Raw genomic sequence first — 22,349 nt, forward strand, 5'->3', positions numbered from 1 at the left:
TCCGATAATTGTTCGCATGACTTCCAAAAGACCCAGTGCCGATATCCGCCGCGCCCAGTTGCTGGACGCGGCCGATGCCGTGTTTTCCGAGCATGGCGTGACCGCGCCGCTGGACCTGGTGGTCGAGCGCGCCGAGGTCGGCCGCGCCACGCTGTACCGGCAGTTTCCTGACCGGCGCGCGCTGATGCTGGCGCTGCTGGAGCGTTCGCTGGACAACATGCGCCTCGCGGCCGAGGCCACGGCCGAGGACGACGATGCCTTCTACAAGCTGCTGTCGCGCCTGGCCGAGCGCATTGCGGTCTCGGCCCCCATCACCGATTACTGGCGCACGGTTGAGCGCGGTGACGAGGTCATCGCCCAGGCCCGCGTTGCCATGTGGCAGATCTTTCGGCCGGCCATGGACCGGGCCGTGGCCTGTGGCCATTGCCGCCAGCCGCTGACGCAGGCCGAGCTGTCCCTGGTCTTCGGCATGCTGGGCGCCTCGCTGCGCGGCGAGACGCCGCAGCAGCGGCGCACCCTGGCGCGCAAGGCGCTGCAGATCGTCTGGCAAGGCCTGAAGGCCTGACATGGCCACCACACCCACTCCACCGGGGCCCGTGCTGCCCCCGTCGCCCCCCGTCGTCTACCTCAAGCCCCCGCCGGACTGGGAAGAGCATGAGAAGCCCAGCCTGCCGGGCTCGCCGTCCATGCCGCTGCACCAGCCGGCTGTGCGCGCCGCCTATGGCCTGATTGCCGTGCTGGTTGCGCTGACGGGCGGCCTGGGCAATGCACTGTTCACGGCCAACCTGCCCACCATCCAGGGGCAGATGGGGCTGACGTCTTCCGAGGCCGGCTGGCTGACAGGCGCCTACGTCATGCTCAACATGACGGCCAACCTGCTGGTCTACAAGTTCCGCCAGCAGTTCGGCATGCGGCTGTTCGCCGAGATCGGCCTGGGCCTGTATGCGCTGCTGACACTGCTGCACCTGGTGCTGGGCAGCTACACCAGCCTGCTCATGCTGCGCGCGGCCAGCGGCCTGGCGGGCGCCACCTGCAGCACGCTGGGCACGCTCTACATGCTGCAGGCCGCGCCGCGCAAGCATGTGCTCAAGATGCTGGTGATCGGCGTGGGGCTGGGGCAGATCGCCACGCCGCTGGCCTGGATCCTCTCGCCGGGCCTGCTGTTCAACAGCGAGTGGCACAACCTCTACCTGTTCGAGGCCGGCCTGGCCCTGATCTCGTTCGCGGGCGTGGTGGTGCTCAAGCTGCCGCCGGGCGTGCACATCCGCAGCTTCGAGCGGCTGGACTTCCTGACCTTCTTCCTCATGGTGCCCGGCGTGGGCCTGCTGATCGCCGTGCTGGTGCAGGGCTACAACCACTGGTGGCTGGACACGCCCTGGCTGGCCTGGATGCTGATCGGCTCCATAGGCCTGCTGAGCGTGGCGCTGTACATCGAGCACCACCGCCGCAACCCCATGCTGCAGACGCGCTGGTTCGTGCTGGCGCCCACGGTGCGCTTCGTGATCGGTGCGCTGCTGCTGCGCTTTCTGACCACCGAGCAAACCTATGGAGTGATCGGCATGCAGCGCATGCTGGGCATGACGGTGGACCAGATGCAGCCGCTGTTCATCGTCATCCTGCTGGGCACCATCGCGGGCATTGCCGTGTCGGCGCTGACCTTCGGGCTGGAGAACATGGGCAAGCAGATCGTGGGCTCCATCGTGCTGTTCGCGCTGGCGGCCTGGCTGGACCACAGCCGCACCAGCCTGGCCCGGCCCGAGGACTTCTTCGGCAGCCAGTTCCTCATGGCAGTGGGCGCGGGCCTGTTCATGGGGCCGCTGATGCTGATCGGCGTGGTGCAGGGCCTGAAGTTCGGCGCGCACTACATGCTGACGGCCATCGTCACCATCTCCATGACGCAGGCCATGGGCGCGCTCATGGGCTCGGCCCTGCTGAGCACCTACCAGATGCACCGCGAGCAGGTGTATTCTGCCGCCATCGTGGCCGATGTCGATCCCACCGATCCCATCGTGGCCGACCGCCTGCGCCTGCAGCAGCAAAGCCTGGCCCGCGTCATTGCCGACCCGGCCCTGCGTGCGGCCCAGGGCACGGCCCAGCTGGCGCAGGCCGCACGACGCGAGGCCAATGTGCGCGCCTACAACGATGTGTTCGCCCTCACGGCCGGCGTGGCCGTGCTCTACCTGCTGTGGATGCTGGCCCTGGCCGGCCGCGCACGCCAGCGCGCCTTCGTGGAGCGCATGCGCGCCGCCGCAGCCGATGCCTCGGCCATGCGCGGCACCGATGCCGCCGCGCCGCAGGACGCACCGGGCCAGCCACCCACCCAACCCGTCGCCCGCGCCTGAAACCGTTCGCCCAGAGAAAAGACAACAACATGAGTGACTCCGAAAATTCCAATGGCGGCACGGCCGCCTCTGCCTCGCCTGCGCCGGCTCCTGCTGCGGCGCCTTCGCCTTCGCCTTCGCCCAAGCTCATCAAGCCCTCGCTGCGCAGCGTGCTCGTCATGCTTGCGGTGGCCCTGGCAGGCATGCTGCTCGTGCTGCGGGCCTGGAATCTGTGGCCCTTCAACAGCTCGGTGGTGACCACGGACAATGCCTATGTGCGCGGTGCCGTCACCGTGCTGGCACCGCAGGTCAATGGCTACGTGACCGAGGTGCTGGTCAAGGACTACGAGCAGGTCAAGGCCGGCCAGCCGCTGGTGCGCATCGATAGCCGCAGCTATGAAGCGGCCGTTGCCCAGGCGCAGGCGCAACTGGCCAATGCCCAGGCGCAGCTGAGCAATTCCGAACAGACACAGGCCCAGAACCGTGCCACGCTGAGTGCCAGCCGCGCCGGTCTGGCAGCCGTGGAGGCGGAGGCCCAGCGTTCGCAGGCGGAGCTCAAGCGTGTGCAGGAGCTGGCCGAGCGAGGCTCCGTGTCTCTGAACGAACGCGACAAGGTGCGTGCGACCTCGCGCCTGGCGGCAACCAATGTGGCCAAGGCCCAGGCCGACATCGCGATCAACCAGGAAAAGATCAAGGCCACGACCGTGGGCCGTGACTCTCTCAAGGCCCAGGTGCAGATGGCCGAAGCGCTGCTGCGTCAGGCCCAGATCAATCTGGACAACACCGTGGTCCATGCGCCCAGCGACGGGCAGGTCAGCGAGGTATCGGTGCGCAAGGGCCAGTATGTGGCGGCCGGTACGCGGCTCATGTACGTGGTGCCGCCCACTTACTGGGTGGTGGCCAACTACAAGGAAACCCAGACCGCCCGGGTGCAGATCGGCCAGCTCGTGAGCTTCAGCGTGGACGCGCTGGGCGGCTTGCGCCTCAAGGGCCATGTGCTGGAGATTGCTCCGGCCACGGGTTCGGAGTTCAGCGTGCTCAAGGCCGACAATGCCACGGGCAATTTCACCAAGGTCGTCCAGCGTCTGCCCATCAAGATAGCCATCGACGAAGGCCAGGCCGATGCGGCGCGCCTGCGCCCCGGCATGTCGGTCATCGTGCGCCTCGATACTGCGCAAAAAGTAGAGCATTCAGCGCAGAATCCACAAGCGATTGAGGCTGATTTGGCTCAAAAATCTCAAGCGCCCGCAGCTTCTGCATCCGAACAGGCCAAGCCATGAAGAACGTCTCCCATACCGTGCGTTCCTTGCCCCTGGTGCTTGCATGCCTGGTGGCTGGCTGCAGTGTGCCCAGTCTGACCCGGGCTCCAGACAGCGCTCAGCCTGCGGTGCGGGCCAGCTGGAGCGCGGAACGGGCCGCAGGTGCAGCCGGCGCAGTCCAGAGCGGTTGGTGGCTGGCCTTTGGTGATGCGCAGCTGAGTCGCTGGGTGGAACTGGCGCTTGCGCGCAACAACGATGTACTCACAGCCCTGGCCAGGGTGGAGGAGGCACGCGCGAACCTCGATGTGACGGGTTCGGCAACTGCACCGCAGCTGTCGCTCAGTGCACCGGGCTCGGCCAATCGCAGCCTGAGCGCGCGAACCGGCCAGATGGTGCATGTGCGTTCGGCCCAGCCCGTGCTGCAAGCGAGCTGGGAGCTGGATCTCTGGGACCGCCTGGGCAGTCTGAGCCGGGCTGCCGATCAGCGCCTGCAGGCCAGCCAGGCGGATCGCGACGCGGTACGCCTGACGGTGGCCGCGACCGTGGCGCAGGCCTATATCGCTCTGCGCTCGCTGCAGGCCCAACTGGCCGTGGCCGAGGACACGGTGAAGTCGCGCGAGGACGCGGTGCGTCTGCTCTCCGACCAGGTGCGTGTGGGCTATATATCGCAGCTGCAGCAGAGCCAGGCGCTGGCAGAGCTGGAAAGCGTGCGGCAATCGGTGCAACAGCTGTCTCTGGCGCTGCAGCGCCAGCGCATAGCGCTGATGCAACTGGTGGGTGGCAGCGGTGATGACCAGGCACAGGTCTTGGCCCATTCCACTTTGAACGACCATGCCGGGCTCGAGTCCATGAGCCTGCCCGCCATGCCTGCACCTGGCTTGCCATCTGGCTTGCTGGAGCGCCGCCCCGATATTGCACGGGCCCAGTTGCTGCTGGCGGCCAGCGACAGCAATCTTGCGGCACAGCGCGCGGCCTTTTTGCCTCAGGTGAGCCTGAGTGCGAACTTCGGCAGCCTGTTCGTCAACGCGCTGGATTACAACCCGGCCCGGGTTTGGTCGCTGGGCGGCAGCATTCTTGCCCCGCTGTTCAACGGCGGTCGCCTGCAGGGTCAGTTCGATGCGGCATCTGCCCAGCGCGATCAGGCCGCCTATGCCTATCGCGGTGTGGTCATCAAGGCCTTTGGCGATGTGGAAACAGCCCTGGTCAGTTCCCAGCAACTGCAAGCCCAGTGGGAGCATGCCAAGGAACGCGAAAAAGTGCTGGGTCGTACCCTGGGTTTTGCCAAGGATCGCTATGAGGCCGGCTACGCCAGCTATCTGGAGGAGCTGGATGCCCAGCGCAATCTGTTTGCCGTGCAGCAGGAAGTGCTGCGCCTGCGTCAGAGCCAGCTGGAAAACGCCGTGGCGCTGTACCAGGCGCTGGGTGGCGGCTGGCAGTTGGCCGATACGGCCGCCCGGGAACCTTGAGTTCGAGCCGAGAGCTCCTGAAAAGTGAGCTTTTCGCTTGTCTGCTATGGGTTCCAAGGCATCTTGAAGTAATACCAAAGGCCGGCGGCAGCCAGGGCCAGCACCAGCAGCCACAGATACCGGCCTTGCCCTCTGGGGACTTCGCCCGGTGATGGTGCTCCGGGCGGAAGGTGGTTTGGGGCGCTGGCCCACACCGATTGTCGTTGCAGGATCTGCCAGTCCAGCGCAATGCCATCCATGGCCGCATCGATATGGTCCTTGGCCTGGGCCAGACCCAGGCCCGTGGCGTCACGCAGCAGCTTGATGGCCTCGATCTTGTTGCCGCGTGCCATGGCGTCTTCCACCTCGGCCCTGGTTTCTGAGGGCACTGCGTTTGCGCCGGACATCAGCGCCTCTATGGTCTCTGCATGATCGCCGCTCACAGTGACGCGTGTGGCGGTCTTGCCATTGACGGTCGTGGTGGTGGTCTTGATGGAAGAGAAGGAGCTGCCGGGCGCGGTGTCGTCCCGATTCAGTTGCTCCAGCAGCAAGGTGGCATCTTTCATGCCCAGTTTTTCCAGCTGCTCGCGCAACTGCTGCATGGCCTGCGTCTGCTCTGCTGCGCCATGCTGGACAAAGTCCGGCTCGTCACTGGCTTCCAGCAGGTCTTTGGCTTCCTTCAGACCCAGCCTGCCTTGCTCACGCAGCTGTTTGATGGCTTCGATCTTGTGACCGTTTTGCCAGTGCATGAGGATCTCTGGTGGAATCCGTGTGGGCATGAGCTGCTCTTTATGGTTGTGGCTGTTGAACCAGGCGTCAGCCGCAGTCCACTTGCAGACGGCCGAAGTCCCAGGTGCGCAGCCTGGCATCCTCGATAAAGGCCATGAGGCGTGCGCCGTCCTGCCAGCACCAGTGGAATTCCTCATGCGACTGCAGTGTCAGTAGCGAGCGCCAGTGCGAGCTGCCGGGGTGTTCCTCGGCCTCGGGCGTGGGATCGTAGCCCAGGCTGTCCCAGGAGGGGCGGCCCAGCAGATAGTCGCGAGGCAGATCGCCGCTTTCCTCAAGCTCATGGAGCCACTCATGAAACTCATCGAACTCCACGGGCCAGTCCTTGCGCAGCTCCTCGTGACGAGGAAGGTCGACGCCGTTCTCAAACTGCAGCGCACGGCTGTCCGTGACCCACTGATGGGGAGCCTGGATTTCATGCATGTCGCTGATATCCGGCCAGTAGAACGCCTTTAGGTAGTCCTGGTCGCGCCAGAAGATGGCGTCGTCCTCGTCAAAGCCGTGGAACAGCGACAGCAGGCCGCTGGCTGGCAGCTCTGCTGGGCGGCCGGATCCGCCCGGGAGCTCGGCAAAGTTGATCTGTCCGACAAACAGGTAGTGGCCGTCCGGATGCGCGGGCCAGACAAAGCCCGCAGGCGCCATGGGCTGGCCGCCAAAGCGGCTTTGCAGGGGCGTACCCATGGCGTGGCCCAGGCGAATGGCCACGGCGGGCTGGGCCAGATTCAGGAAGTATTGCTTGTGCGCCTTCAGCACTGGCGAGGCATCCAGATGTCTTTCAAGCGTTGTGAAGTCCATGAAGCTTGGAGCAGTGAGTTTGCAGGCCATTCTGACCCAGACAGCGGCCGGGCCTTGCCAGAGACCGTCCGCTAGATGCAACAAAATGTCTGCTCATTCCATTCCTGGACTCCGATGCCTGCAAATTCATAGCTGCATGCGAAGGTATGCATTGGACTTGAGGCGAAATCGGCTCAAAGCTTCCGAGGAATTGCTGCACGAAACCGAAACCGGCCTGTCCAGCTGATCGGTCCATGCCTGGTAGGTACGCAGTGCCATGGCATGCAACTGGTCTATGTGCTGCGGCAGTCGGTCCAGGATCTGGGCCTCGCTCTGAACGGCCGGGCCCCGGGCCTGCAGCAGCTCATCGTGGCCCTCGCCGCACCATTGACGCACGCTGTCTGCGGTCACCTCCAGATGGCCTTGGAACGCCCATTGCCGGCCGTGGACAAAGCCTTTGTTCAGGCAGTGCTGTCCGTACATGGTGCGCCTGGCGGCCGTCGGAATGTCGAAAGTGTCGTAGTGCCAGTTGAAGATGGTGGCTTGCGCGGGCAGGTTCATCAGTTGCTGGGCGCTGGGGGTGATGCGGACTTCGCTCCAGCCGATATTCGCGCAGGGGTTGCGCCAGACGCCTGCGCCCATGGCGCGGGCCAGCATTTGCGCGCCAAAGCAGTGGCCCAGCACGGGGATGTCGTACTGCAGGGCACTTTGCAGCAGGCAGCGCTCTTCATCGATCCAGAGCAACTGCTCGTTGGCGCAATGGTTGCTGCCCAGCACGATGATGCCGCGATAGTCGCGCGCATTGGCCGGAGCCGCGCCTTCGACACAGGGATCTATGAGCACATGGGCAATGTCTTGCTGGAGCAGATGCTCGAGCAGGACGCCGGGGCCTTGCGATGCTTCATGCTGGAGGATGGCGACAGGCTTCATGGGAGGCGGGCTTGAAGGGCAAGCCGGTTGTTGCGAAGCCTTGAATCTAGAAAATCAGGCGTCAAGCCCTGGTATGGATTGTGGCTGCAGCTATCAAGATTGCATAAAGGAAGACAGCTCGCTCAGACGTCATCCAGGCTTTCCAATTTCCCTCAGCGTGCCATACTGAGCTGCCGCCGCCCGGCTGCGGTGGCCTTTATCACTGCAAAAACATGGCTATGTCACAAAGCAAACACGGGCTTCAGGGGGCTGGGAATACGGGGCAGGGCAGCAGCCAGTCGGCATTGACATTGGCGGCTTTGGGTGTTGTGTTCGGCGATATCGGCACCAGCCCGCTCTATGCGTTCAAGGAGGCTTTTACCGGCACACATGGGCTGACGGTGGGCCCCGAGAATGTGCTGGCCGCGCTCTCGGCCCTGCTGTGGGCCGTGATCGTCATCGTCGCCATCAAATATGTGTGGGTGGTGCTCAGCCACGATAACGATGGAGAGGGTGGTGTGCTGGCGCTGACGGCGCTGGCCCACCGCGTGATGGGCGATCAGTCGCGCCGCTCGCGCTTTGTGGTCGGGGCCGGCGTGTTTGCGGCTGCACTGTTCTATGGGGACGCCATCATCACGCCGGCGATTTCCGTGCTCTCTGCCGTGGAGGGCATGAGCATTGCCACGCCGGAGTTCGAGCATTTCATCGTACCTATCACGATAGGCATTCTGATCGGACTGTTTTCCATTCAGATGAAGGGCACCAGTGTGGTGGGGAGGCTGTTCGGCCCGGTCACCATCGTCTGGTTCCTCTGCATCGCCTGGGCAGGCGTGGCCAGCATTGTGCAGACGCCCATGGTGCTGCAGGCCGTCAACCCGCTTCATGCGCTTCGCTTCGCCGTGCAACACACGGACAAGGCCTTCTTCCTGCTATCGGCCGTGTTTCTTGCCATGACAGGTGCCGAGGCCCTTTATGCCGATATGGGCCACTTCGGCAGCCGGGCCGTGCGTCTGGGCTGGTATGGGCTGGTGTTTCCGGCCCTGATGCTCAATTACTTTGGCCAGGGCGCGCTGCTGTTGCGCGATGCGACTGCGGCCAGCAACCCCTTCTTTTTACTGGCTTCTCCCTCCTGGTTGCTGATTTTTGTGGTGCTGGCCACGGCTGCCACGGTGATTGCCTCGCAGGCGACCATCTCGGGGGCTTATTCCATGACGCTGCAGGCCAGCCGTCTGGGGTATTTGCCGCGTGTGCGTGTATTGCACACCTCCGATCAGGAGCAGGGGCAGATCTATATCCCCAGCGTGAACTGGTTGATGCTGCTGGCCGTGATCGCGCTGGTGCTGGCCTTCAAGTCCTCGGGGGCATTGGCGGCGGCCTATGGCATTGCCGTGTCGGGCACCATGCTGATCACCACCATGCTGGTGGGCTTTGTGGTCTATTTGGGGCGCAGCCGCGCAAGAGTTGTCACATTGGCAGCGCTGGCCTGTTTTGCGGTGCTGGAGATAGGCTTTTTTGCCTCCAACCTGACCAAGCTGGAGCAGGGCGGCTGGCTGCCGTTGACGCTGGGCGCCATCATCTTCATCGCGCTGACGACATGGCGCGACGGCACCCAGCTGGTGGCCGAACATCGCCGTCGCCTTGATATTCCCATGAGCGATCTGATGAGCTCGCCCATGAGCGGCGTGCCGGTGGTATCCGGCACGGCGGTCTATCTGACTTCCGATCCCAAGCTGGTGCCGAATGCGCTGTTTCACAACCTCAAGCATTTCAAGGTCATGCACGAGCAGACGGTGTTTCTCCATGTGATCAACGAGAACACACCCTATGTGCATGATGGCGAGCGCCTGCAACTGAAGCCCATGTGCAATGGGGTCTGGGCACTGGACATGCACTTCGGCTTTCGCGAGCAGCCTGATATTCCGGCGGCGCTCCAGCGGATTGCGCCGGACGTCGATGGCGAAATACCGAACCTCGACCCCATGACGACCAGTTTTTTTGTGGCCAGGGTGCAGGTTGTGGATGGGCCCGGCGGTCTTTCCGCCTGGCGCTGCGCTCTGTTTGGCTGGATGTCCCGGCAGTCGGCCAGCGCGGCGACTTACTACAAGTTGCCAGCCAACCAGGTGGTGGAGCTGGGCACGCAGGTTGTGCTTTGACGGCCAGGTATGGCTAGCCAGACAGGCGCTGGCTGCCATATCTTTAGGGTCTTATTCGTCCAAGGCGTCCAGGGCACGCGCCGAGTAGACCATGGCGGCGCCCGCATTCAAGGCCACCGCCACACCCAGGGCTTCGGCAATTTCTTCCCGACTGGCACCGGCTGCCTTGGCAGCCTTGGTATGCACGGCGATGCAGCCGTCGCAGCGCGTGGTCACCCCCACGGCAATGGCAATCAGCTCGCGTGTCTTGGCATCGAGATGACCGGTCTTCTTGCCCGCGCCGGACAGGGTCTTGTAGCCCTCCATGGTGCCTGGACTCAACTCGGAAAACTCTCCCAGCCTGCCTGCCAATTCCTTGCGGTATTCGTTCCAGTCCAGCATTGCCTGCTCCTTGTTGAATGAAGCTTTGATTGTGTGCCACTGTCATCGGGCATTCAAGCTGCAAGCATTTCGTCCGCTGAGCAGCGATCAATGGGTGGGTGAATCTGCAGGGATTTTCGAGCTGTATGAAAATACAGGTCTCATCGTAGGCATCCACCCATCTTCTCGCCGAGCATTTTGTAACGCGTCATCGTGACCGAATCCCAAGCCGCCATTCTTCCGCCGCACCGCTTCTACTATCTGCACAACTTCCAGCAGGCGCTGGACTGGTTGGCGCAGCGCTATGGCGATCTGCTTAGCGAGCAGGAAGCCGATTTCATCGCCGGCTTTGCGCGCTTGCCGCAGAACTCCAGGGCGCTGCTGGTACGCATGCTGATGCGGCGTGGGCCCTGGTTTCGCGCTGGCAAGCTGGCTTATGAGGAGATTCCGGTGACGGTCGATGCCGCTGCGCCCTTGCTGGAGCGTGGCTTGCTCAGTGCCACCGAGCCCATGGAGGTGGTCGAACTATTTGGCCTGCACACCAAACCCGAGCTGCTGCAGATCTTGACCGGCTTTGAGCTGTGCTCTTCCATGCCCAAGGCCGAGATGCTGCAACTGCTGGCCGAGAGACAACCCGAGTCCCGGCCTTATGCCGTCTGGCATCCTGAGGCCGTGGAACCTGTCTGGCGCGTCATGGTGGGCGACCTGGGAGCGCGTCTGCGGCTGATGTTCTTTGGCAATCTCTACCAGGACTGGTCGGAGTTCGTGCTGGCCGACCTCGGTATTTTCCGCTACGAGCCGGTGGCGCTGGATGCTGGCTCGCGTGCGTTTCAGCGCCGCGAAGATCTGGAATTCTATCTGGAAATATCGGCCCGGCGTCAGGCTCTCGATGAAGGCGTGGAGCCCGCACAATTGCTGCCTGCTCTTATTGAGAATAAGAGCGAGAACCCATGGCTGGACATGCGCAGGGCCAAGGTTTTGCTGAAGCTTGGCCAGGTTTGCGAGAGGCTGCAGGATTGGTCGCTGGCAGCTCAGGCCTATGGGGCCAGCCGCTATGCGGGTGCACGCCACCGTCATATTCGCGTGCTGGAGCGCATGCAGTGCTTTGATCAGGCGCTGGCTCTTGCCAGCCAGGCGCAAGCCGCGCCTGAAAGCGAGGAGGAGCGTCAGCGCGTGGCGCGCATGCTGCCGCGTCTGAGCCGCAGCCTGGGACTGGTGGCTGCGGGGCGCCAGCCTGCTCTGGCCCCGGCCGTGGCGGCCCTGCGCAGCGATGTGCAGCTGGACCGACCCGCCCAGTCCATGGCGGTGGAGTACGCGCTGCAAGCCTATTGGCATAGCGCCGATGCGCCCGTGTTCTATGTGGAGAACGCGTTGGTCAACTCTTTATTCGGTCTGCTGTGCTGGCCCGCCATCTTTGCGCCGCTGCCGGGGGCGTTTTTTCATCCTTTCCAGAGTGGGCCGGCCGATCTGGGCGCACCGGATTTTGTGCCGCGTCGCCAGCCCCTGTTTGGCGCCTGTCTGGCCGAGCTGGAGGACGGTCGCTATCGGGCCACGATTCGCCAGCGTTTTGCCGACAAGCAAGGCGTTCAGTCGCCGTTCGTGTTCTGGGGCACGTTGACGCAAGAGCTGCTGGAGCTGGCGCTCGATTGCATGCCTGCCGCCCATCTGCGGATTCTGTTCACACGGCTGCTGCTGGACGTGAAAGCCAACCGCACCGGCTTTCCCGATCTGGTGCGCTTCTGGCCCCGGCGGTCCGATGCCGATTCACGCTACGAGATGGTGGAAGTCAAAGCGCCGGGAGACAAGCTGCAGGACAACCAGATTCGCTGGCTGGCCTATTGCACGGAGCAGGGCATTCCCGTGCGCGTCTGCCATGTACAGTGGCGTGACGAAGGTAGCGCGCCATGAAGCCTGCGCTTAGCGTGGCAGTACGCACGCTGTGCGAGTTCACGGCGCGCAGCGGCGATCTGGATCTGCGCTTCACGCCCGCCCCCAGTGCGCTAGAGGGCATTGAAGGCCATGCCGTGGTGCAAAAACGGCGTGAGAAAGCGGGTGGCTACGAGGCGGAGTTGGCGCTCAGCGGCCGGTTCGAAGAGCTTCAGGTTCGCGGCCGGGCCGATGGCTTTGATGCCGCCAAGCAGCAACTCGAAGAGATCAAGACCTACCGGGGCCGGCTCGACGGCGTGCGCCCTCATCACCGGGCCTTGCATTGGGCCCAGGCCAGGGTCTACGGTCATTTGCTGTGTCAGGAGCGCGGCCTTGAGCGGATCAAGCTGGCGCTGGTTTATTTCCAGATCGGCAGCGCAGAGGAGACCGTGCTGGTGGAAGAGTGTTCTGCCACCGAACTGCAAGCCTTTTTCAAGTTGCAATGTGCCCGTTATCTCGACTGGGCACGCAGCGAGGCCGCCCATCGGAGGGCGCGCGATGCGGCCATGGCGCAGCTGCGGTTTCCCATGCCGGCCTTCAGAGCCGGGCAGCGGGAGCTGGCCGTGGCCGTCTATCGCACGGCTCATGCCAGCGCAGGCGGTCGCTGTTTGATGGCTCAGGCCCCGACCGGCATCGGCAAGACCCTGGCCACGATTTTTCCCATGCTCAAGAGCATGGCTGCAGTCACGGCCAAGAGTGCCTCGGAGGCTGATGCAGCCGGTCTGGACAAGCTGTTCTTTCTCACTGCCAAGGGCACCGGCCATGGACTGGCGCTGCATGCGCTAGTCCAGCTGCAGCAAGCCTTGCCGGCATCGGCATCGGCATCGGCATCGGTCGCTCCATTGCGCGTCCTGGACATGAAGGCGCGCGAAAAGACCTGTGAGCATCCCGACAAGGCCTGCCATGGAGAGTCCTGTCCGTTGGCGCACGGATTCTTTGATCGACTGCCTGCGGCCAGGCAACAGGCGCTGCAACTGCCGCTCTGGGATGCGCCGGCGTTGCGGACTCTGGCCTTGGAACATGGCATCTGTCCCTATTACCTGTCGCAGGAGTTGGCGCGCTGGGCCGATGTGGTGGTGGCCGACTACCACTATTACTACGACAGTGCCGCCATGCTTTATGCGCTGGCCTTGCAGCAGGACTGGCGCGTGGGCGTGCTGGTGGATGAGGCGCACAATCTGCTGGAGCGCGCGCGCAGCATGTACACGGCACCGCTGACCCAGTTTGATCTGGCGCAGGCCCGCCAAGGCGCGACGGGTGCTGTCAAAAAGGCACTCGATGCACTGCAGCGCCAGTGGCAGGCGTTGAACAAGGCCCAGGATCAGGCCAGTTACCAAAGCTACGAGAGCATTCCTGGCGCGCTGCTGGGCGCCATGCAGCGAGCCGCAGGTGCAATAGCGGATCAGCTGGCTGAGCAGGAGATAGCCGGTCATGCGGCCACAGGAGGGCAAACTGCGCTTGCCGACCATGCCTTGCTGGATTTTTACTGGGAACTGCTGCACTTTCAGGCGCTGGCCGATCAGTTCGGGCCTCATGCTCTGTTTGATATTCAACTGGCCACGCCGCTGCAGCGTGCGAGCAGAGTGCGTATGCCGGCATCCACGCTGTGCATTCGCAATGTGGTGCCCGCGCCGCATTTGTCGGCGCGCCATGGGGCTGCACAGGCCACGGTGCTGTTTTCGGGCACCCTGAGTCCACCACAGTTCTATCGCGATCTGCTGGGTCTGCCTGCGGATACGGCCTGGCTGGATGTTCCGGCGCCGTTTGCGGCCCGGCAGTTGCAGGTGCATATCGCAGGCCATATCTCTACACGCTGGCGAGATCGCGAGGCATCGCTGACCCCCATGGCCGAGCTGATTGCGCAGCAATATGCACGACAGCCTGGCAACTATCTGTGTTTTGTCAGCAGTTTTGACTATCTGCAGCAGGTTGCCGTCACTTTGGAACGTCTGCACCCGCAGTTGCCGCTATGGCTGCAGCAGCGCGGCATGGACGATGCCGGGCGTGCGAAATTCCTCGCCCGCTTTGTCGATGGCGGTCAGGGCCTGGGTCTGGCCGTTCTGGGCGGGGCATTCTCCGAAGGCGTGGATCTGCCCGGCAGCCGTCTGATCGGTGCTTTTGTTGCCACGCTGGGTCTGCCCCAGCTCAATCCCGTCAACGAAGCCATGCAGCGTGCCATGGATCAGGCCATGGGTGTGGGGCAGGGCTATGCCTACACCTATCTCTACCCGGGCCTGCGCAAGGTGGTGCAGGCGGCTGGCAGGGTCATACGCAGCGAGCACGATCGTGGCGTTCTGGTGCTGATGGACGACCGCTTCGCGCGTGCCGAGGTGCGAGCACTGCTGCCTGCCTGGTGGCAGGTCGAAGGGGACGACCGAGGTTCTTGAACGCATGGTTGTCAGAAACGCTCGCTCACATCTCCGTTTGTAATCCGGCCCGAACAGCTTTCGCCTGCCTTGATACTTGGGGCAAAGGAGAAAAAGGCCATGAATTCCCGCGAAACCTACGACTCTCAAACCCACGCTAACGGGCAAGAGGGCAGCCAGGGATGGGATGCAATCGATGGGGCGCTGCAGGCGGTTTATGGCGATCAGCAGCCCGCGCATTTCGGGACGCTGATCAAATTTCGTCTTGGAGGAGAAGATCCGCTGGACGGCGTCAGTGTCTATCGCAGCGAGCAGGGCGCACCGCACTGGCACTATGTCAGCTATGGCTTCAGTGACCTGTATGGCGATCTGGATGACAGCTACGACATCGCTCCAGGCAAGCCCAGTGGCTATGGTTTCGAGTTGAGCTTCAGGCTGATGCGTGCTGCCAGCGAGCAGGAGCCACCTAGTTGGCCTGTTAACTTTTTGCAAAATATTGCTCGATATGTATTCCGCACCGGCAATGTGCTGGCCCCAGGCCACTGGATGACGGCCAACGGCCCTATCAAGGCCGATGCCGACACGCTGCTGACCGAAATGGGCTTTGCACTGGATCCGGAGCTGCCGGCTATTCATACGCCCTATGGGGACCTGATGTTTCTACAGTTGGTGGGGCTGACCAGTGACGAGTTGCGCGAGGTACGCCGCTGGAATGTGCAGGGAGCGCTGCATTCCCTGCAGAGTTATATGCCGCTGTGGATCACCGATCTGGCGCGGCCCAGCCTGCATGATCTGCCCGATGTCCAGGCAGCCATTGACGCGGGAGCGGCACGAGAAGGCTCCAAGACGGGCGTGCTCTACAACGATGTGCTTGGCTTCAGTCATCGCAAGCGCCTGCTGCGCAGTCCGCAGACAGTGATTCGCCTGGGCAGCCTGGGCGTGCGCGACCTCAAGGCCATGCTGCCGGCTCGCCTGCCCCATGGCCGTCCGCTGATTCTGGCAGGCGATGGTTCCACGCTGGAGCTGGTACCTGCCGGTGACAGCGAAGGCGGGATGCTGGACTGGCATAGCGACCATGAGCTCAAGCTCAGCCTGACCCAGGCCCAGATGCAGGCCTGGAAGCAGGCCGTCAAGGGGCGCGACGGCGAGTACACCGTGCCAGGACTCGATGGTCTGGTCTGGCAGGTCAAGAGCAGTGTGGTGACGGATAGCCAGGGGCGCGTGACCGGCAGGTACGAAGAGCGCTAAGTGCCATGCCATGCATCAAGTAGCTGCATGCGCTTTGGAGATGGACGCATCGGCTGTTCCAGCTCGGAAAACAGATAGCTCTTAACGCATGCGCTCGTCGGAGAGTCTGTCCGGCAACTGATCCAGCCCTCTGGCAAACCAGCCTATGCGTTCTGTCTCGCGCACATCCAGTTGCGGCACATAGGGTTTGATGTCGAGCACGGGCGTGCCATCCAGCATGTCGTTACCGCGGAAATGCAGCCAGCATCCGTCCATGCCAAGGAGCTCGACAATGGACAGACCGATGCGGTTGGGCCTTGCCGGCGCTCTTGTAGCAAACACGCCATGGCTGCTGGTGTCCATGAAGGGTACGACTTCCAGCCTTTCTGCGGCTTCATGCAGGTGTGTGAGCAGGATCAGGTATTGAAACTCCTGCACATCGCGCAAGCCCGCGGCAAAAGGCGCAAAAACCTCTATCTTTCCCTCATGCTGCTGGGCAGCAACGGTCTGTATGGGCATGCCCACGGCATGCTTGAACGGGCTGTGTACGCGGCCTATCGGCTGCAGAACAATGGATTCGTTCATCAGGGCAGCACCGCCAGCACGACCTGAGAAGCCTTGAACAAGGCGGTGGCCGTCTTGCCCACGGCAAGGCCCAGGTTTTCGGTGCTCTCCTGCGTGACCATGGCCACCACCTGCAGACCCTGGGCTTCTATGGTCACTTCGACATTCACCGCGCCGGGCCTGATTCGGGTGACCTTGCCGTTGAGCTGGTTGCGCGCCGAAAAGCGCACGCCTTCGCAATTTGTCACAACCATCACGGACGGCGCCTTGACCATGGCGATCACCGCACTGCCGGCCTTCAGGCCCAGGCTGACAGCGCTGCCATGCGTGATGGTCGCCACCAGCTCCGCATTGTGTTCAGTACGGATCTGGACTTCATCGGTGACGATGCCGTGGCTGATATGGGAGACACTGCCCTTGAACTGGTTGCGTGCGCTGCTTTGCATGAGGGTTTCCTGAAAATACCGGCTGGAAGGAAGCCGGATTAATTCTTATAGCACCCAGGCCTGTGCAGTTAAACGCTGCGCAGGCCACGACTGCTTGGTCCTTGCCCATAATACCGTCTCTAATTTGGGTGCCTGAGGCCAAGAAATGAGTGATCTGAACATCGTGCAATGTACGCACGAACGCCACGCCGCTGCTATTTTGGACATTTTCAACGATGCCATCGTCAACTCCACGGCGCTCTACGACTACCAGCCGCGCACGACACACAACATGGTCAGCTGGTTCGAGGCCAAGCGTGCAGGCGCCTTCCCCGTCATCGGCATTGAAGATGCGCAAGGCCGGTTGCTGGGCTTTTGCAGCTGGGGAGGTTTTCGCGCCTACCCCGCCTATAAGTACACGGTCGAGCATTCGGTCTATGTCCATCCACAGCACCGGGGCCGAGGTTTGGGGCAGCAACTGATGGAGCTGCTGATTGCCGAGGCCAGGCAGCGTGGAGATGTGCATGTGCTCGTCGGTGCCATCGACGCCGCCAACGCGGGCAGCATTGCACTGCACAAGCGGTTAGGCTTCGAGTCCGTGGGCCTGATGCCTCAGGTGGGCTTCAAGTTCGGCCGCTGGCTGGATCTGGCCTTCTACCAGCTCACACTGCAGACGCCGCTGAATCCGGTGGATGGTTGAGTTGCTCCGAAAATCAGCTTGCAGCGATTGACTACGAAGCACTGCATTGAGTCTTTCCCGAATGGCTCGGGGGCCTGGATACATTTTGTGCCGCGAGAAAATGGCTGCGCTCCTGTTTGTCTGGACAGCGTCGCAAGCTGAAGGCTGGTGTTCCGTCGCTTTGATGGGGGCACCGCGATGTGGAACCGTTTGCTGAGTCGCTTTCGCAAAGAGCTGCTGCTTGCCTAGGCCGTGCTGCGCGACCCGCGCTCGCCCAGGGCCGCCAAGCTCGGGCTCTCTACCCCATCAGTCCCTAGACTACATGCCCGATACCATTCCTGTTCTGGGCTGGCTGGACGATTGCCTGATCGGTTTTTTGCTGCTGCAACTGGCTGTCGAACTGCTGGGCTCACTGTGTGAACGCTAAAGCTGCTTGCGCAGCTGTCCCTAAACCTTGGCTGCCAGCGTCGACACGTCGTGCATTGGTGGTTTTTTGGGTTCATTGCTTGGGCGTCAGACGGGTAACCTGGGTCTCCAGTCTTTCAATCTCGCGGCGTGCCTCGTCGCCTTCTGGTATGTTGCGGCCCGAGTCGCGCCACTGTACGGCAGCCTTGAAGCCTTCAGCCTGTGCATAGCGGCGAAACCACATGCCTTCGGGGTTGTGGCGTGTGATGCCGTCAAACACTGTTGCCAGCATTTGGCCTTGTTCCAGACCCATGGTCAGCATGGTCTGGTTGACTACCAGCTTGTGCATGGCCAAGTGTCCGCGCGGAACGGCGGCAATGCGGTTGGCTATCCGCATGGTGCAGGCCTCCAACTCGGATGCATCTACGGCTTCGGTGGCCAGCCCCCATTCAGCAGCTTGCGCACCGCTGATCACATCGCCTGTGAACATCATCTGCTTGGCGCGCATCGGTCCCAGACGCTGGGTCCACATTGCTGTGGTGGGGCATCCCCATACTCGTGTGGGCATATAGCCGATGCGGGCGTCATTAGCCATGATGAGCAGATCGCAGCACAGTGCAATATCGCTGCCACCAGCCACAGCGGCACCGTGTACCTTGGCAATCGTGGGTTTGCTGCAACGCCATAAGCTCATGAAGTCTTCGGTATTGCGCTTCATGAAAGCATAGTCTTCCATGGGGTCCCAAGGCGCTTTTTCCTGCTGACAGGGGTGCTCAATTTCCTGCTCGGCGGTTTCTGCCAAGTCATAGCCGCCGCAGAAGCCCTTGCCCGCACCCTCAACAACGATGACGTGGACGTTCGGATTGTCCTGAGCCCACTCCACGGCCTTGCGAATCTCGCGCGGCGTCTGGTTGTTGATCGCATTTAGGCGCTCTGGGCGATTGAGTAGGAGCCGTGCAATGCGTGGATTTTGGGCGTCTGTAGTGATCGACAAAGTGCTGTAGCTGGGCATGGGTAGTCTCCTGATTGAAATGTGAAATTTCAATCAACTATGGGTAATTAATTGATAAATAACTGTTTTTGACAGTCAGCATTGACTCTATGTGCATTTGTTTTTACAGTCAACTTAGACTGTCAATTTGGAGGTGAGTATGTCTAGCAACCTCAAGGCGGCTGAGAGCAGCACCTTGCGTGAGCAACAGAAGCAGGCGACACGTGCGCGCATTTTGAACAGCGCCGTGACCTGCCTGATGGATCTGGGCGTTGCGCGTACCACTACGCTGGAAGTGCAGCGCCGAGCGGCAGTCAGCCGCGGTGCATTGCTGCACCACTTTCCTACGCATGCAGAGCTGCTTTGTGCAGTCGTTGATGCCATCGTGGTGCGCAACGAAGAGGCAGTCCTCAAGCATCTGCGCCGCAAAGCAAGGCGTAGTGACCCTGTCGAGCATGCGATTCACACACTGGTCGATAGCATGAGAGAGCCTTCATTTATGGCCGAGCTGGAGCTGTGGGTGGTGGCACGTACCGATACTGAGCTGCGTGAAGCCCTGGTCGCTGCAGAGCGCAAAGCCTTGCGCGACAGGATGCGTGTACTTGATGAAATCTTCGCGCCACTGAGTGCCTTTCCAGCCTACGAGCTGGTAGTCAGCACCAGCGCTGAATTTGTGCGCGGTCTGGCGGTCTCTGGCATTTTGCGCAGCAACCCTCAGTCGGTGAAGGCTCTGACTCAGCAATGGATATGGGCAGTGAGGCAGCTGCTGCCACTGAAGCCGCCGGGTCAATGATTTTTCTCATCACACATGGAGATGACTTAAATGTCCCAGCTATCGAGCCCGCTGAACCGGTCCTACTGGCCTGCAGACACTTCGCGTGAGGTGCTTGACATCACCGAAGGGCAGGCCCTGCGTGAAGCGACCTTGAAGGCGCCTGAGCGATGGGCGCTAGTGGAAAAAATTCCTGCCGGTTGGACGTCGCTGACCGGCGTTGCCGAGACCGATAGACGCTGGACTTATGCGCAGTTGCTGGACGACGCTACGGCCTGCGCACATTGGCTGTTGCTGCGATATAAGCCTGGGCAGCGCATCTGCCTGTGGGCACCGAATGTACCGGAATGGGTAATTTTGCAATACGGTGCATCGCTGGCCGGTATGGTGTTGGTCACCGCCAACCCGGCGCTGCGCGCACAGGAGCTGCAATATGTGCTGCGCCAGTCTCGCTCATGTGCCCTGTTCCATATCGACCGGTTTCGCGGCAGCGATATGGCGGGTATGGCCAAGGCGACAGCTGAAGGGGAGGTGGGTATGGTCGATGTTATAAGCCTCAGCGGCTGGCTAGATGAGGTGAGACAGTGTCCGCGAGAAGGCTGCCTGCCCGAGGTGGACCCGCGCAGTCCTGCGCAAATCCAGTACACCTCGGGAACCACGGGCGAGCCCAAGGGCGCATTGTTGCATCGTATGGGTTTGGTCACCAATGCATGTTTCGTTGCCGCACGTGCGCAGCAGCATGAGGATGTGTATGTCAGCCCCATGCCACTGTTCCATACGGCAGGCTCGGTGATGAGTGTGCTTGGCTGTGTCACTACCTTGTCCACTCTGGTGCTGATCGTGGCTTTCGATCCAGATCTAGTCCTGCAGGCCATCGAGGACGAACGCGGCACACGCTTTGGCGGCGTACCCACTATGCTGCTCGCTTTGTTGGAGCAGTGCAAAACCAAAGACTATGACCTATCCAGCCTCCAGTTGGCCATGTCCGGCGGGGCTCCTATACCGGTGGCGCTGACCGAGCGCGTGCGTGCCGAGCTGGGTTGTGATTTAGTCACCGTCTATGGTCAGACCGAACTCAGTCCCATCGTCTGCCAGACTGCACCCGATGACAGTGCTGCAGACAAGGCCCAGACTGCAGGTCAGCCGCTATGGCAGGTCGAGGTTCGTATCGCAGGGCCACACGGCGAAGTCTTGCCTGTTGGTGAAGAAGGTGAGATTCAGGCGCGCGGCTATCAGGTCATGCTGGAATATTTCGAGCAGCCAGAAGTCACGGCTCAGACCTTGCTTGGCGATGGCTGGTTGCGCACGGGCGACCTGGGCATCATGGACGAACGCGGCTATTGCCGCGTCACCGGCAGGCTCAAGGACATGATTATTCGTGGCGGTGAAAATATCTACCCTGTGCAGGTAGAAGGCGTGTTGATGAAGCACCCGGCCGTGGCCGATGTTGCGGTGTTTGGCATGGCCGACGAGCACTGGGGTGAGCAGGTGGCAGCTGCGATCCGCTTCAAACCTGGAGTAGATGTTTGCCCGGCCGAGGAACTGAGACAGTTCTGCCGCCAACATATCGCGCCCCACAAAACGCCAGAGCATTGGTTCATCTGCGAGGCTTTTCCGTTGACGGGTTCTGGCAAGGTGCAGAAATTTCGTCTCAAGGAGCTTGTGCGCCATCAGCAATTGAGCACATTGCCTAGACATTGACTGTTTGAAAACGCTGGCTGCCAGCGCTTGTCTGCCAATGGCTCGCGCTGCAGGAAGCGGCCAAGGTGTGGATGCCACAGCTCCCGCACCTGTCGTGGTCTTGCAGTGCTTTGATGCTCTCGTCTGTCAAGCCCAGGGGCAAGACTTGGCTCACTGTGCATACGTCGAAAATTACCAGCCATCAAGATAATGCATGAGCCATAGATACGGGCCTACAGCTTGTAGTCAACAACTGGCGCCAAGGCAGCTTCTAATACATATTGATTGCGCCCAGGCGGCAATGGTCAGCCCGGGTTTGCTCTTGGCATCAAAGCTCGGATACCGGGACTCCACCAGCCACAGCAGGTTGGCGTTGAGACCGGCTTCATTGACGCCGTCCGTGGTCGAGATGTCATAGCCCGAAGTGATGACGCTGCCGTATTTGGACTTCCAGCGCAGCGTCTTCTGGCCGGCCTGACCGTTGCGTTCCATGCCGCGCTGCGGCCCTCAGAGATTGCTGACAATGTCGCTTTCTCAGTCCATGGAGTGGGCCGTCATGACCTGACCTGACCGTCGACACTGTGGAAGACCAAGCGGGTGCAGGCCCTGGCGCTGGTGGTAGCGGCCATCAGCAGGACGGCCAGTTGGGGGCGGATGCGCGGCATTCTGGATTTCATCAGATCTACTCCTTGGTCCGCAAGCATGATCGGAGACTGGCGTGAATGCTGCCGTGATTGAGCATGACAAGGCCTTGCCTGGCGGCTGGCATACTGGACTCTCATGATCGCAAAGCCCTTGTTTTCCTTTCTGTTGCTGGCGCTGGCCGCTCTTACGGGCTGTGATTCGGACGCGCCCCCAGCGCCTCTGAGCAAGCAGGCGCAGGCCACGCGTGATGCTGCGCCTGAGCAAGTCTTTAAGGGCGTGCTGGCAGGCCAGTCGGTATTCCTGTTGGTCCACGATTGCGAAGTCTTTCTTGTGGAGCCTTTGGAAAAGGGCGAAGTCCGCTGGGAAAAGGTGCTGGCGCCCGACCCATACCCGTTCTTCACATCCTGCCAGCGTCAATCCATCCGCTATGAGGCCGGCGTGCTTCGGGTCACACTGGGTCGAATGGCCTTGGGTGCAGGCGGTTGCTGTGCCACGGGTGGTGACTATCGCTCCACTGACGGAAGAAGCTGGAAAAAGAGCACCTGAACCTCTGAAGCCGAAAACAGGGGCAAGCGCGCGAATGGTCGGAACATGGTGTGCACTGTTGCCTCGTGCATTGCCGAACTGCGGGCAGGATGCACGGCGCTGCTCGACCGAGATTC

The 22,349-nt window shown here is 61.9% G+C and carries 19 protein-coding genes and 1 pseudogene; 12 read left to right on the forward strand and 8 right to left on the reverse strand.

The features are described from left to right. Positions 1 to 16: 16 nt before the first annotated feature. Genes F0P97_RS12370 through F0P97_RS12385 form a run of 4 tightly spaced genes read left to right on the forward strand, consistent with a single transcriptional unit; the run spans position 17 to position 5,046 of the window. Entirely contained in the window at positions 17 to 565 is a 549-nt protein-coding gene (locus F0P97_RS12370) for a TetR/AcrR family transcriptional regulator (RefSeq protein WP_182286952.1), read from the forward strand. 1 nt (position 566) lies between these two features. Continuing rightward, positions 567 to 2,342 carry an MFS transporter gene (locus F0P97_RS12375; protein ID WP_182286953.1) on the forward strand — a complete coding sequence of 592 codons (1,776 nt, stop codon included), beginning with the start codon at positions 567 to 569 and terminating at the stop codon, positions 2,340 to 2,342. A gap of 29 nt (positions 2,343 to 2,371) precedes the next feature. After that, positions 2,372 to 3,601 (forward strand): HlyD family secretion protein, encoded by a 1,230-nt coding sequence (locus F0P97_RS12380; RefSeq protein WP_182286954.1) that lies wholly within the window; start codon positions 2,372 to 2,374, stop codon positions 3,599 to 3,601. Beyond that, the gene (locus F0P97_RS12385) at positions 3,598 to 5,046 is read left to right on the forward strand and encodes an efflux transporter outer membrane subunit (RefSeq protein WP_182286955.1); all 1,449 of its coding nucleotides are present in this window, start codon (positions 3,598 to 3,600) and stop codon (positions 5,044 to 5,046) included. The genes F0P97_RS12380 and F0P97_RS12385 overlap by 4 nt, the downstream gene beginning before the upstream one ends. Positions 5,047 to 5,090: 44 nt before the next feature. On the opposite strand, the gene F0P97_RS12390 is transcribed toward F0P97_RS12385, so the two are convergent. The 3 genes from F0P97_RS12390 to F0P97_RS12400 all read right to left on the reverse strand — a co-directional run bounded on the left by F0P97_RS12390 (position 5,091) and on the right by F0P97_RS12400 (position 7,515). Further along, positions 5,091 to 5,804: a ribosomal protein L7/L12 gene (locus F0P97_RS12390; protein WP_182286956.1), complete on the reverse strand. Its 714-nt coding sequence runs from the start codon at positions 5,802 to 5,804 to the stop codon at positions 5,091 to 5,093. A gap of 37 nt (positions 5,805 to 5,841) precedes the next feature. Beyond that, entirely contained in the window at positions 5,842 to 6,606 is a 765-nt protein-coding gene (locus F0P97_RS12395) for a YwqG family protein (protein WP_182286957.1), read from the reverse strand. A 126-nt stretch (positions 6,607 to 6,732) separates the two neighbouring features. After that, positions 6,733 to 7,515, reverse strand: a complete 783-nt coding sequence (locus F0P97_RS12400) for a type 1 glutamine amidotransferase (protein ID WP_182286958.1) — start codon at positions 7,513 to 7,515, stop codon at positions 6,733 to 6,735. Between the two features lie 218 nt (positions 7,516 to 7,733). Between F0P97_RS12400 and F0P97_RS12405 the strand changes: the two genes are divergently transcribed. Further along, on the forward strand, positions 7,734 to 9,647 hold the full coding sequence (locus F0P97_RS12405; protein ID WP_182286959.1) for a potassium transporter Kup: 1,914 nt from the start codon (positions 7,734 to 7,736) through the stop codon (positions 9,645 to 9,647). Positions 9,648 to 9,698: 51 nt separating this feature from the next. Here the strand turns inward: F0P97_RS12405 and F0P97_RS12410 are convergent, their stop codons facing one another. After that, positions 9,699 to 10,028: a carboxymuconolactone decarboxylase family protein gene (locus F0P97_RS12410; RefSeq protein ID WP_182286960.1), complete on the reverse strand. Its 330-nt coding sequence runs from the start codon at positions 10,026 to 10,028 to the stop codon at positions 9,699 to 9,701. 213 nt (positions 10,029 to 10,241) lie between these two features. Between F0P97_RS12410 and F0P97_RS12415 the strand changes: the two genes are divergently transcribed. From F0P97_RS12415 to F0P97_RS12425, 3 genes are all read left to right on the forward strand, one after another. Continuing rightward, positions 10,242 to 11,915, forward strand: coding sequence for a VRR-NUC domain-containing protein (locus tag F0P97_RS12415; RefSeq protein ID WP_182287191.1), 1,674 nt, complete (start codon positions 10,242 to 10,244; stop codon positions 11,913 to 11,915). Further along, positions 11,912 to 14,320: an ATP-dependent DNA helicase gene (locus F0P97_RS12420; RefSeq protein ID WP_182286961.1), complete on the forward strand. Its 2,409-nt coding sequence runs from the start codon at positions 11,912 to 11,914 to the stop codon at positions 14,318 to 14,320. Before F0P97_RS12415 ends, F0P97_RS12420 begins: the two co-directional genes overlap by 4 nt. A gap of 99 nt (positions 14,321 to 14,419) precedes the next feature. Beyond that, entirely contained in the window at positions 14,420 to 15,547 is a 1,128-nt protein-coding gene (locus F0P97_RS12425) for a suppressor of fused domain protein (protein WP_182286962.1), read from the forward strand. An 81-nt stretch (positions 15,548 to 15,628) separates the two neighbouring features. Here F0P97_RS12425 and tsaA read toward each other — a convergent pair whose 3' ends face one another. Both tsaA and F0P97_RS12435 read right to left on the reverse strand, forming a co-directional pair. Beyond that, the gene (gene tsaA, locus F0P97_RS12430) at positions 15,629 to 16,111 is read right to left on the reverse strand and encodes a tRNA (N6-threonylcarbamoyladenosine(37)-N6)-methyltransferase TrmO (protein ID WP_182286963.1); all 483 of its coding nucleotides are present in this window, start codon (positions 16,109 to 16,111) and stop codon (positions 15,629 to 15,631) included. Further along, positions 16,111 to 16,536 carry a TOBE domain-containing protein gene (locus F0P97_RS12435; protein ID WP_182286964.1) on the reverse strand — a complete coding sequence of 142 codons (426 nt, stop codon included), beginning with the start codon at positions 16,534 to 16,536 and terminating at the stop codon, positions 16,111 to 16,113. Before F0P97_RS12435 ends, tsaA begins: the two co-directional genes overlap by 1 nt. 145 nt (positions 16,537 to 16,681) lie before the next feature. Here F0P97_RS12435 and F0P97_RS12440 point away from each other — a divergent pair, with 145 nt between their 5' ends. Next, positions 16,682 to 17,215, forward strand: a complete 534-nt coding sequence (locus F0P97_RS12440) for a GNAT family N-acetyltransferase (protein WP_182286965.1) — start codon at positions 16,682 to 16,684, stop codon at positions 17,213 to 17,215. 478 nt (positions 17,216 to 17,693) lie between these two features. On the opposite strand, the gene F0P97_RS12450 is transcribed toward F0P97_RS12440, so the two are convergent. Next, complete coding sequence (locus F0P97_RS12450; RefSeq protein WP_182286966.1) at positions 17,694 to 18,611, reverse strand: crotonase/enoyl-CoA hydratase family protein; 918 nt, start codon at positions 18,609 to 18,611, stop codon at positions 17,694 to 17,696. A 139-nt stretch (positions 18,612 to 18,750) separates the two neighbouring features. On the opposite strand from F0P97_RS12450, the gene F0P97_RS12455 reads away from it, so the two are divergent. Together F0P97_RS12455 and F0P97_RS12460 are read left to right on the forward strand one after the other, a co-directional pair. Beyond that, entirely contained in the window at positions 18,751 to 19,383 is a 633-nt protein-coding gene (locus tag F0P97_RS12455) for a TetR/AcrR family transcriptional regulator (RefSeq protein ID WP_182286967.1), read from the forward strand. Positions 19,384 to 19,413: 30 nt separating this feature from the next. After that, positions 19,414 to 21,063 carry an AMP-binding protein gene (locus tag F0P97_RS12460; RefSeq protein ID WP_182286968.1) on the forward strand — a complete coding sequence of 550 codons (1,650 nt, stop codon included), beginning with the start codon at positions 19,414 to 19,416 and terminating at the stop codon, positions 21,061 to 21,063. A 258-nt stretch (positions 21,064 to 21,321) separates the two neighbouring features. Here the strand turns inward: F0P97_RS12460 and F0P97_RS12465 are convergent. Continuing rightward, a pseudogene (locus F0P97_RS12465) lies at positions 21,322 to 21,719 on the reverse strand (choloylglycine hydrolase); the annotation flags it as partial. A 103-nt stretch (positions 21,720 to 21,822) separates the two neighbouring features. Between F0P97_RS12465 and F0P97_RS12470 the strand changes: the two are divergent. Next, complete coding sequence (locus tag F0P97_RS12470) at positions 21,823 to 22,233, forward strand: hypothetical protein (RefSeq protein WP_182286969.1); 411 nt, start codon at positions 21,823 to 21,825, stop codon at positions 22,231 to 22,233. Positions 22,234 to 22,349 lie beyond the last annotated feature (116 nt).

Origin of the sequence: Comamonas testosteroni (assembly GCF_014076415.1) — a bacterium.
Lineage (GTDB): Bacteria > Pseudomonadota > Gammaproteobacteria > Burkholderiales > Burkholderiaceae_C > Comamonas > Comamonas testosteroni_F.

What these genes read in the sequence shown, in the direction of transcription:
- F0P97_RS12370 (WP_182286952.1), top strand. Translation starts at nt 17, where the DNA reads ATGACTTCCAAAAGACCCAGTGCCGATATCCGCCGCGCCCAGTTGCTG.
- F0P97_RS12375 (WP_182286953.1), top strand. Translation starts at nt 567, where the DNA reads ATGGCCACCACACCCACTCCACCGGGGCCCGTGCTGCCCCCGTCGCCC.
- F0P97_RS12380 (WP_182286954.1), top strand. Translation starts at nt 2,372, where the DNA reads ATGAGTGACTCCGAAAATTCCAATGGCGGCACGGCCGCCTCTGCCTCG.
- F0P97_RS12385 (WP_182286955.1), top strand. Translation starts at nt 3,598, where the DNA reads ATGAAGAACGTCTCCCATACCGTGCGTTCCTTGCCCCTGGTGCTTGCA.
- F0P97_RS12390 (WP_182286956.1), bottom strand. Translation starts at nt 5,804, where the DNA reads ATGCCCACACGGATTCCACCAGAGATCCTCATGCACTGGCAAAACGGT.
- F0P97_RS12395 (WP_182286957.1), bottom strand. Translation starts at nt 6,606, where the DNA reads ATGGACTTCACAACGCTTGAAAGACATCTGGATGCCTCGCCAGTGCTG.
- F0P97_RS12400 (WP_182286958.1), bottom strand. Translation starts at nt 7,515, where the DNA reads ATGAAGCCTGTCGCCATCCTCCAGCATGAAGCATCGCAAGGCCCCGGC.
- F0P97_RS12405 (WP_182286959.1), top strand. Translation starts at nt 7,734, where the DNA reads ATGTCACAAAGCAAACACGGGCTTCAGGGGGCTGGGAATACGGGGCAG.
- F0P97_RS12410 (WP_182286960.1), bottom strand. Translation starts at nt 10,028, where the DNA reads ATGCTGGACTGGAACGAATACCGCAAGGAATTGGCAGGCAGGCTGGGA.
- F0P97_RS12420 (WP_182286961.1), top strand. Translation starts at nt 11,912, where the DNA reads ATGAAGCCTGCGCTTAGCGTGGCAGTACGCACGCTGTGCGAGTTCACG.
- F0P97_RS12425 (WP_182286962.1), top strand. Translation starts at nt 14,420, where the DNA reads ATGAATTCCCGCGAAACCTACGACTCTCAAACCCACGCTAACGGGCAA.
- tsaA (WP_182286963.1), bottom strand. Translation starts at nt 16,111, where the DNA reads ATGAACGAATCCATTGTTCTGCAGCCGATAGGCCGCGTACACAGCCCG.
- F0P97_RS12435 (WP_182286964.1), bottom strand. Translation starts at nt 16,536, where the DNA reads ATGCAAAGCAGCGCACGCAACCAGTTCAAGGGCAGTGTCTCCCATATC.
- F0P97_RS12440 (WP_182286965.1), top strand. Translation starts at nt 16,682, where the DNA reads ATGAGTGATCTGAACATCGTGCAATGTACGCACGAACGCCACGCCGCT.
- F0P97_RS12450 (WP_182286966.1), bottom strand. Translation starts at nt 18,611, where the DNA reads ATGCCCAGCTACAGCACTTTGTCGATCACTACAGACGCCCAAAATCCA.
- F0P97_RS12455 (WP_182286967.1), top strand. Translation starts at nt 18,751, where the DNA reads ATGTCTAGCAACCTCAAGGCGGCTGAGAGCAGCACCTTGCGTGAGCAA.
- F0P97_RS12460 (WP_182286968.1), top strand. Translation starts at nt 19,414, where the DNA reads ATGTCCCAGCTATCGAGCCCGCTGAACCGGTCCTACTGGCCTGCAGAC.
- F0P97_RS12470 (WP_182286969.1), top strand. Translation starts at nt 21,823, where the DNA reads ATGATCGCAAAGCCCTTGTTTTCCTTTCTGTTGCTGGCGCTGGCCGCT.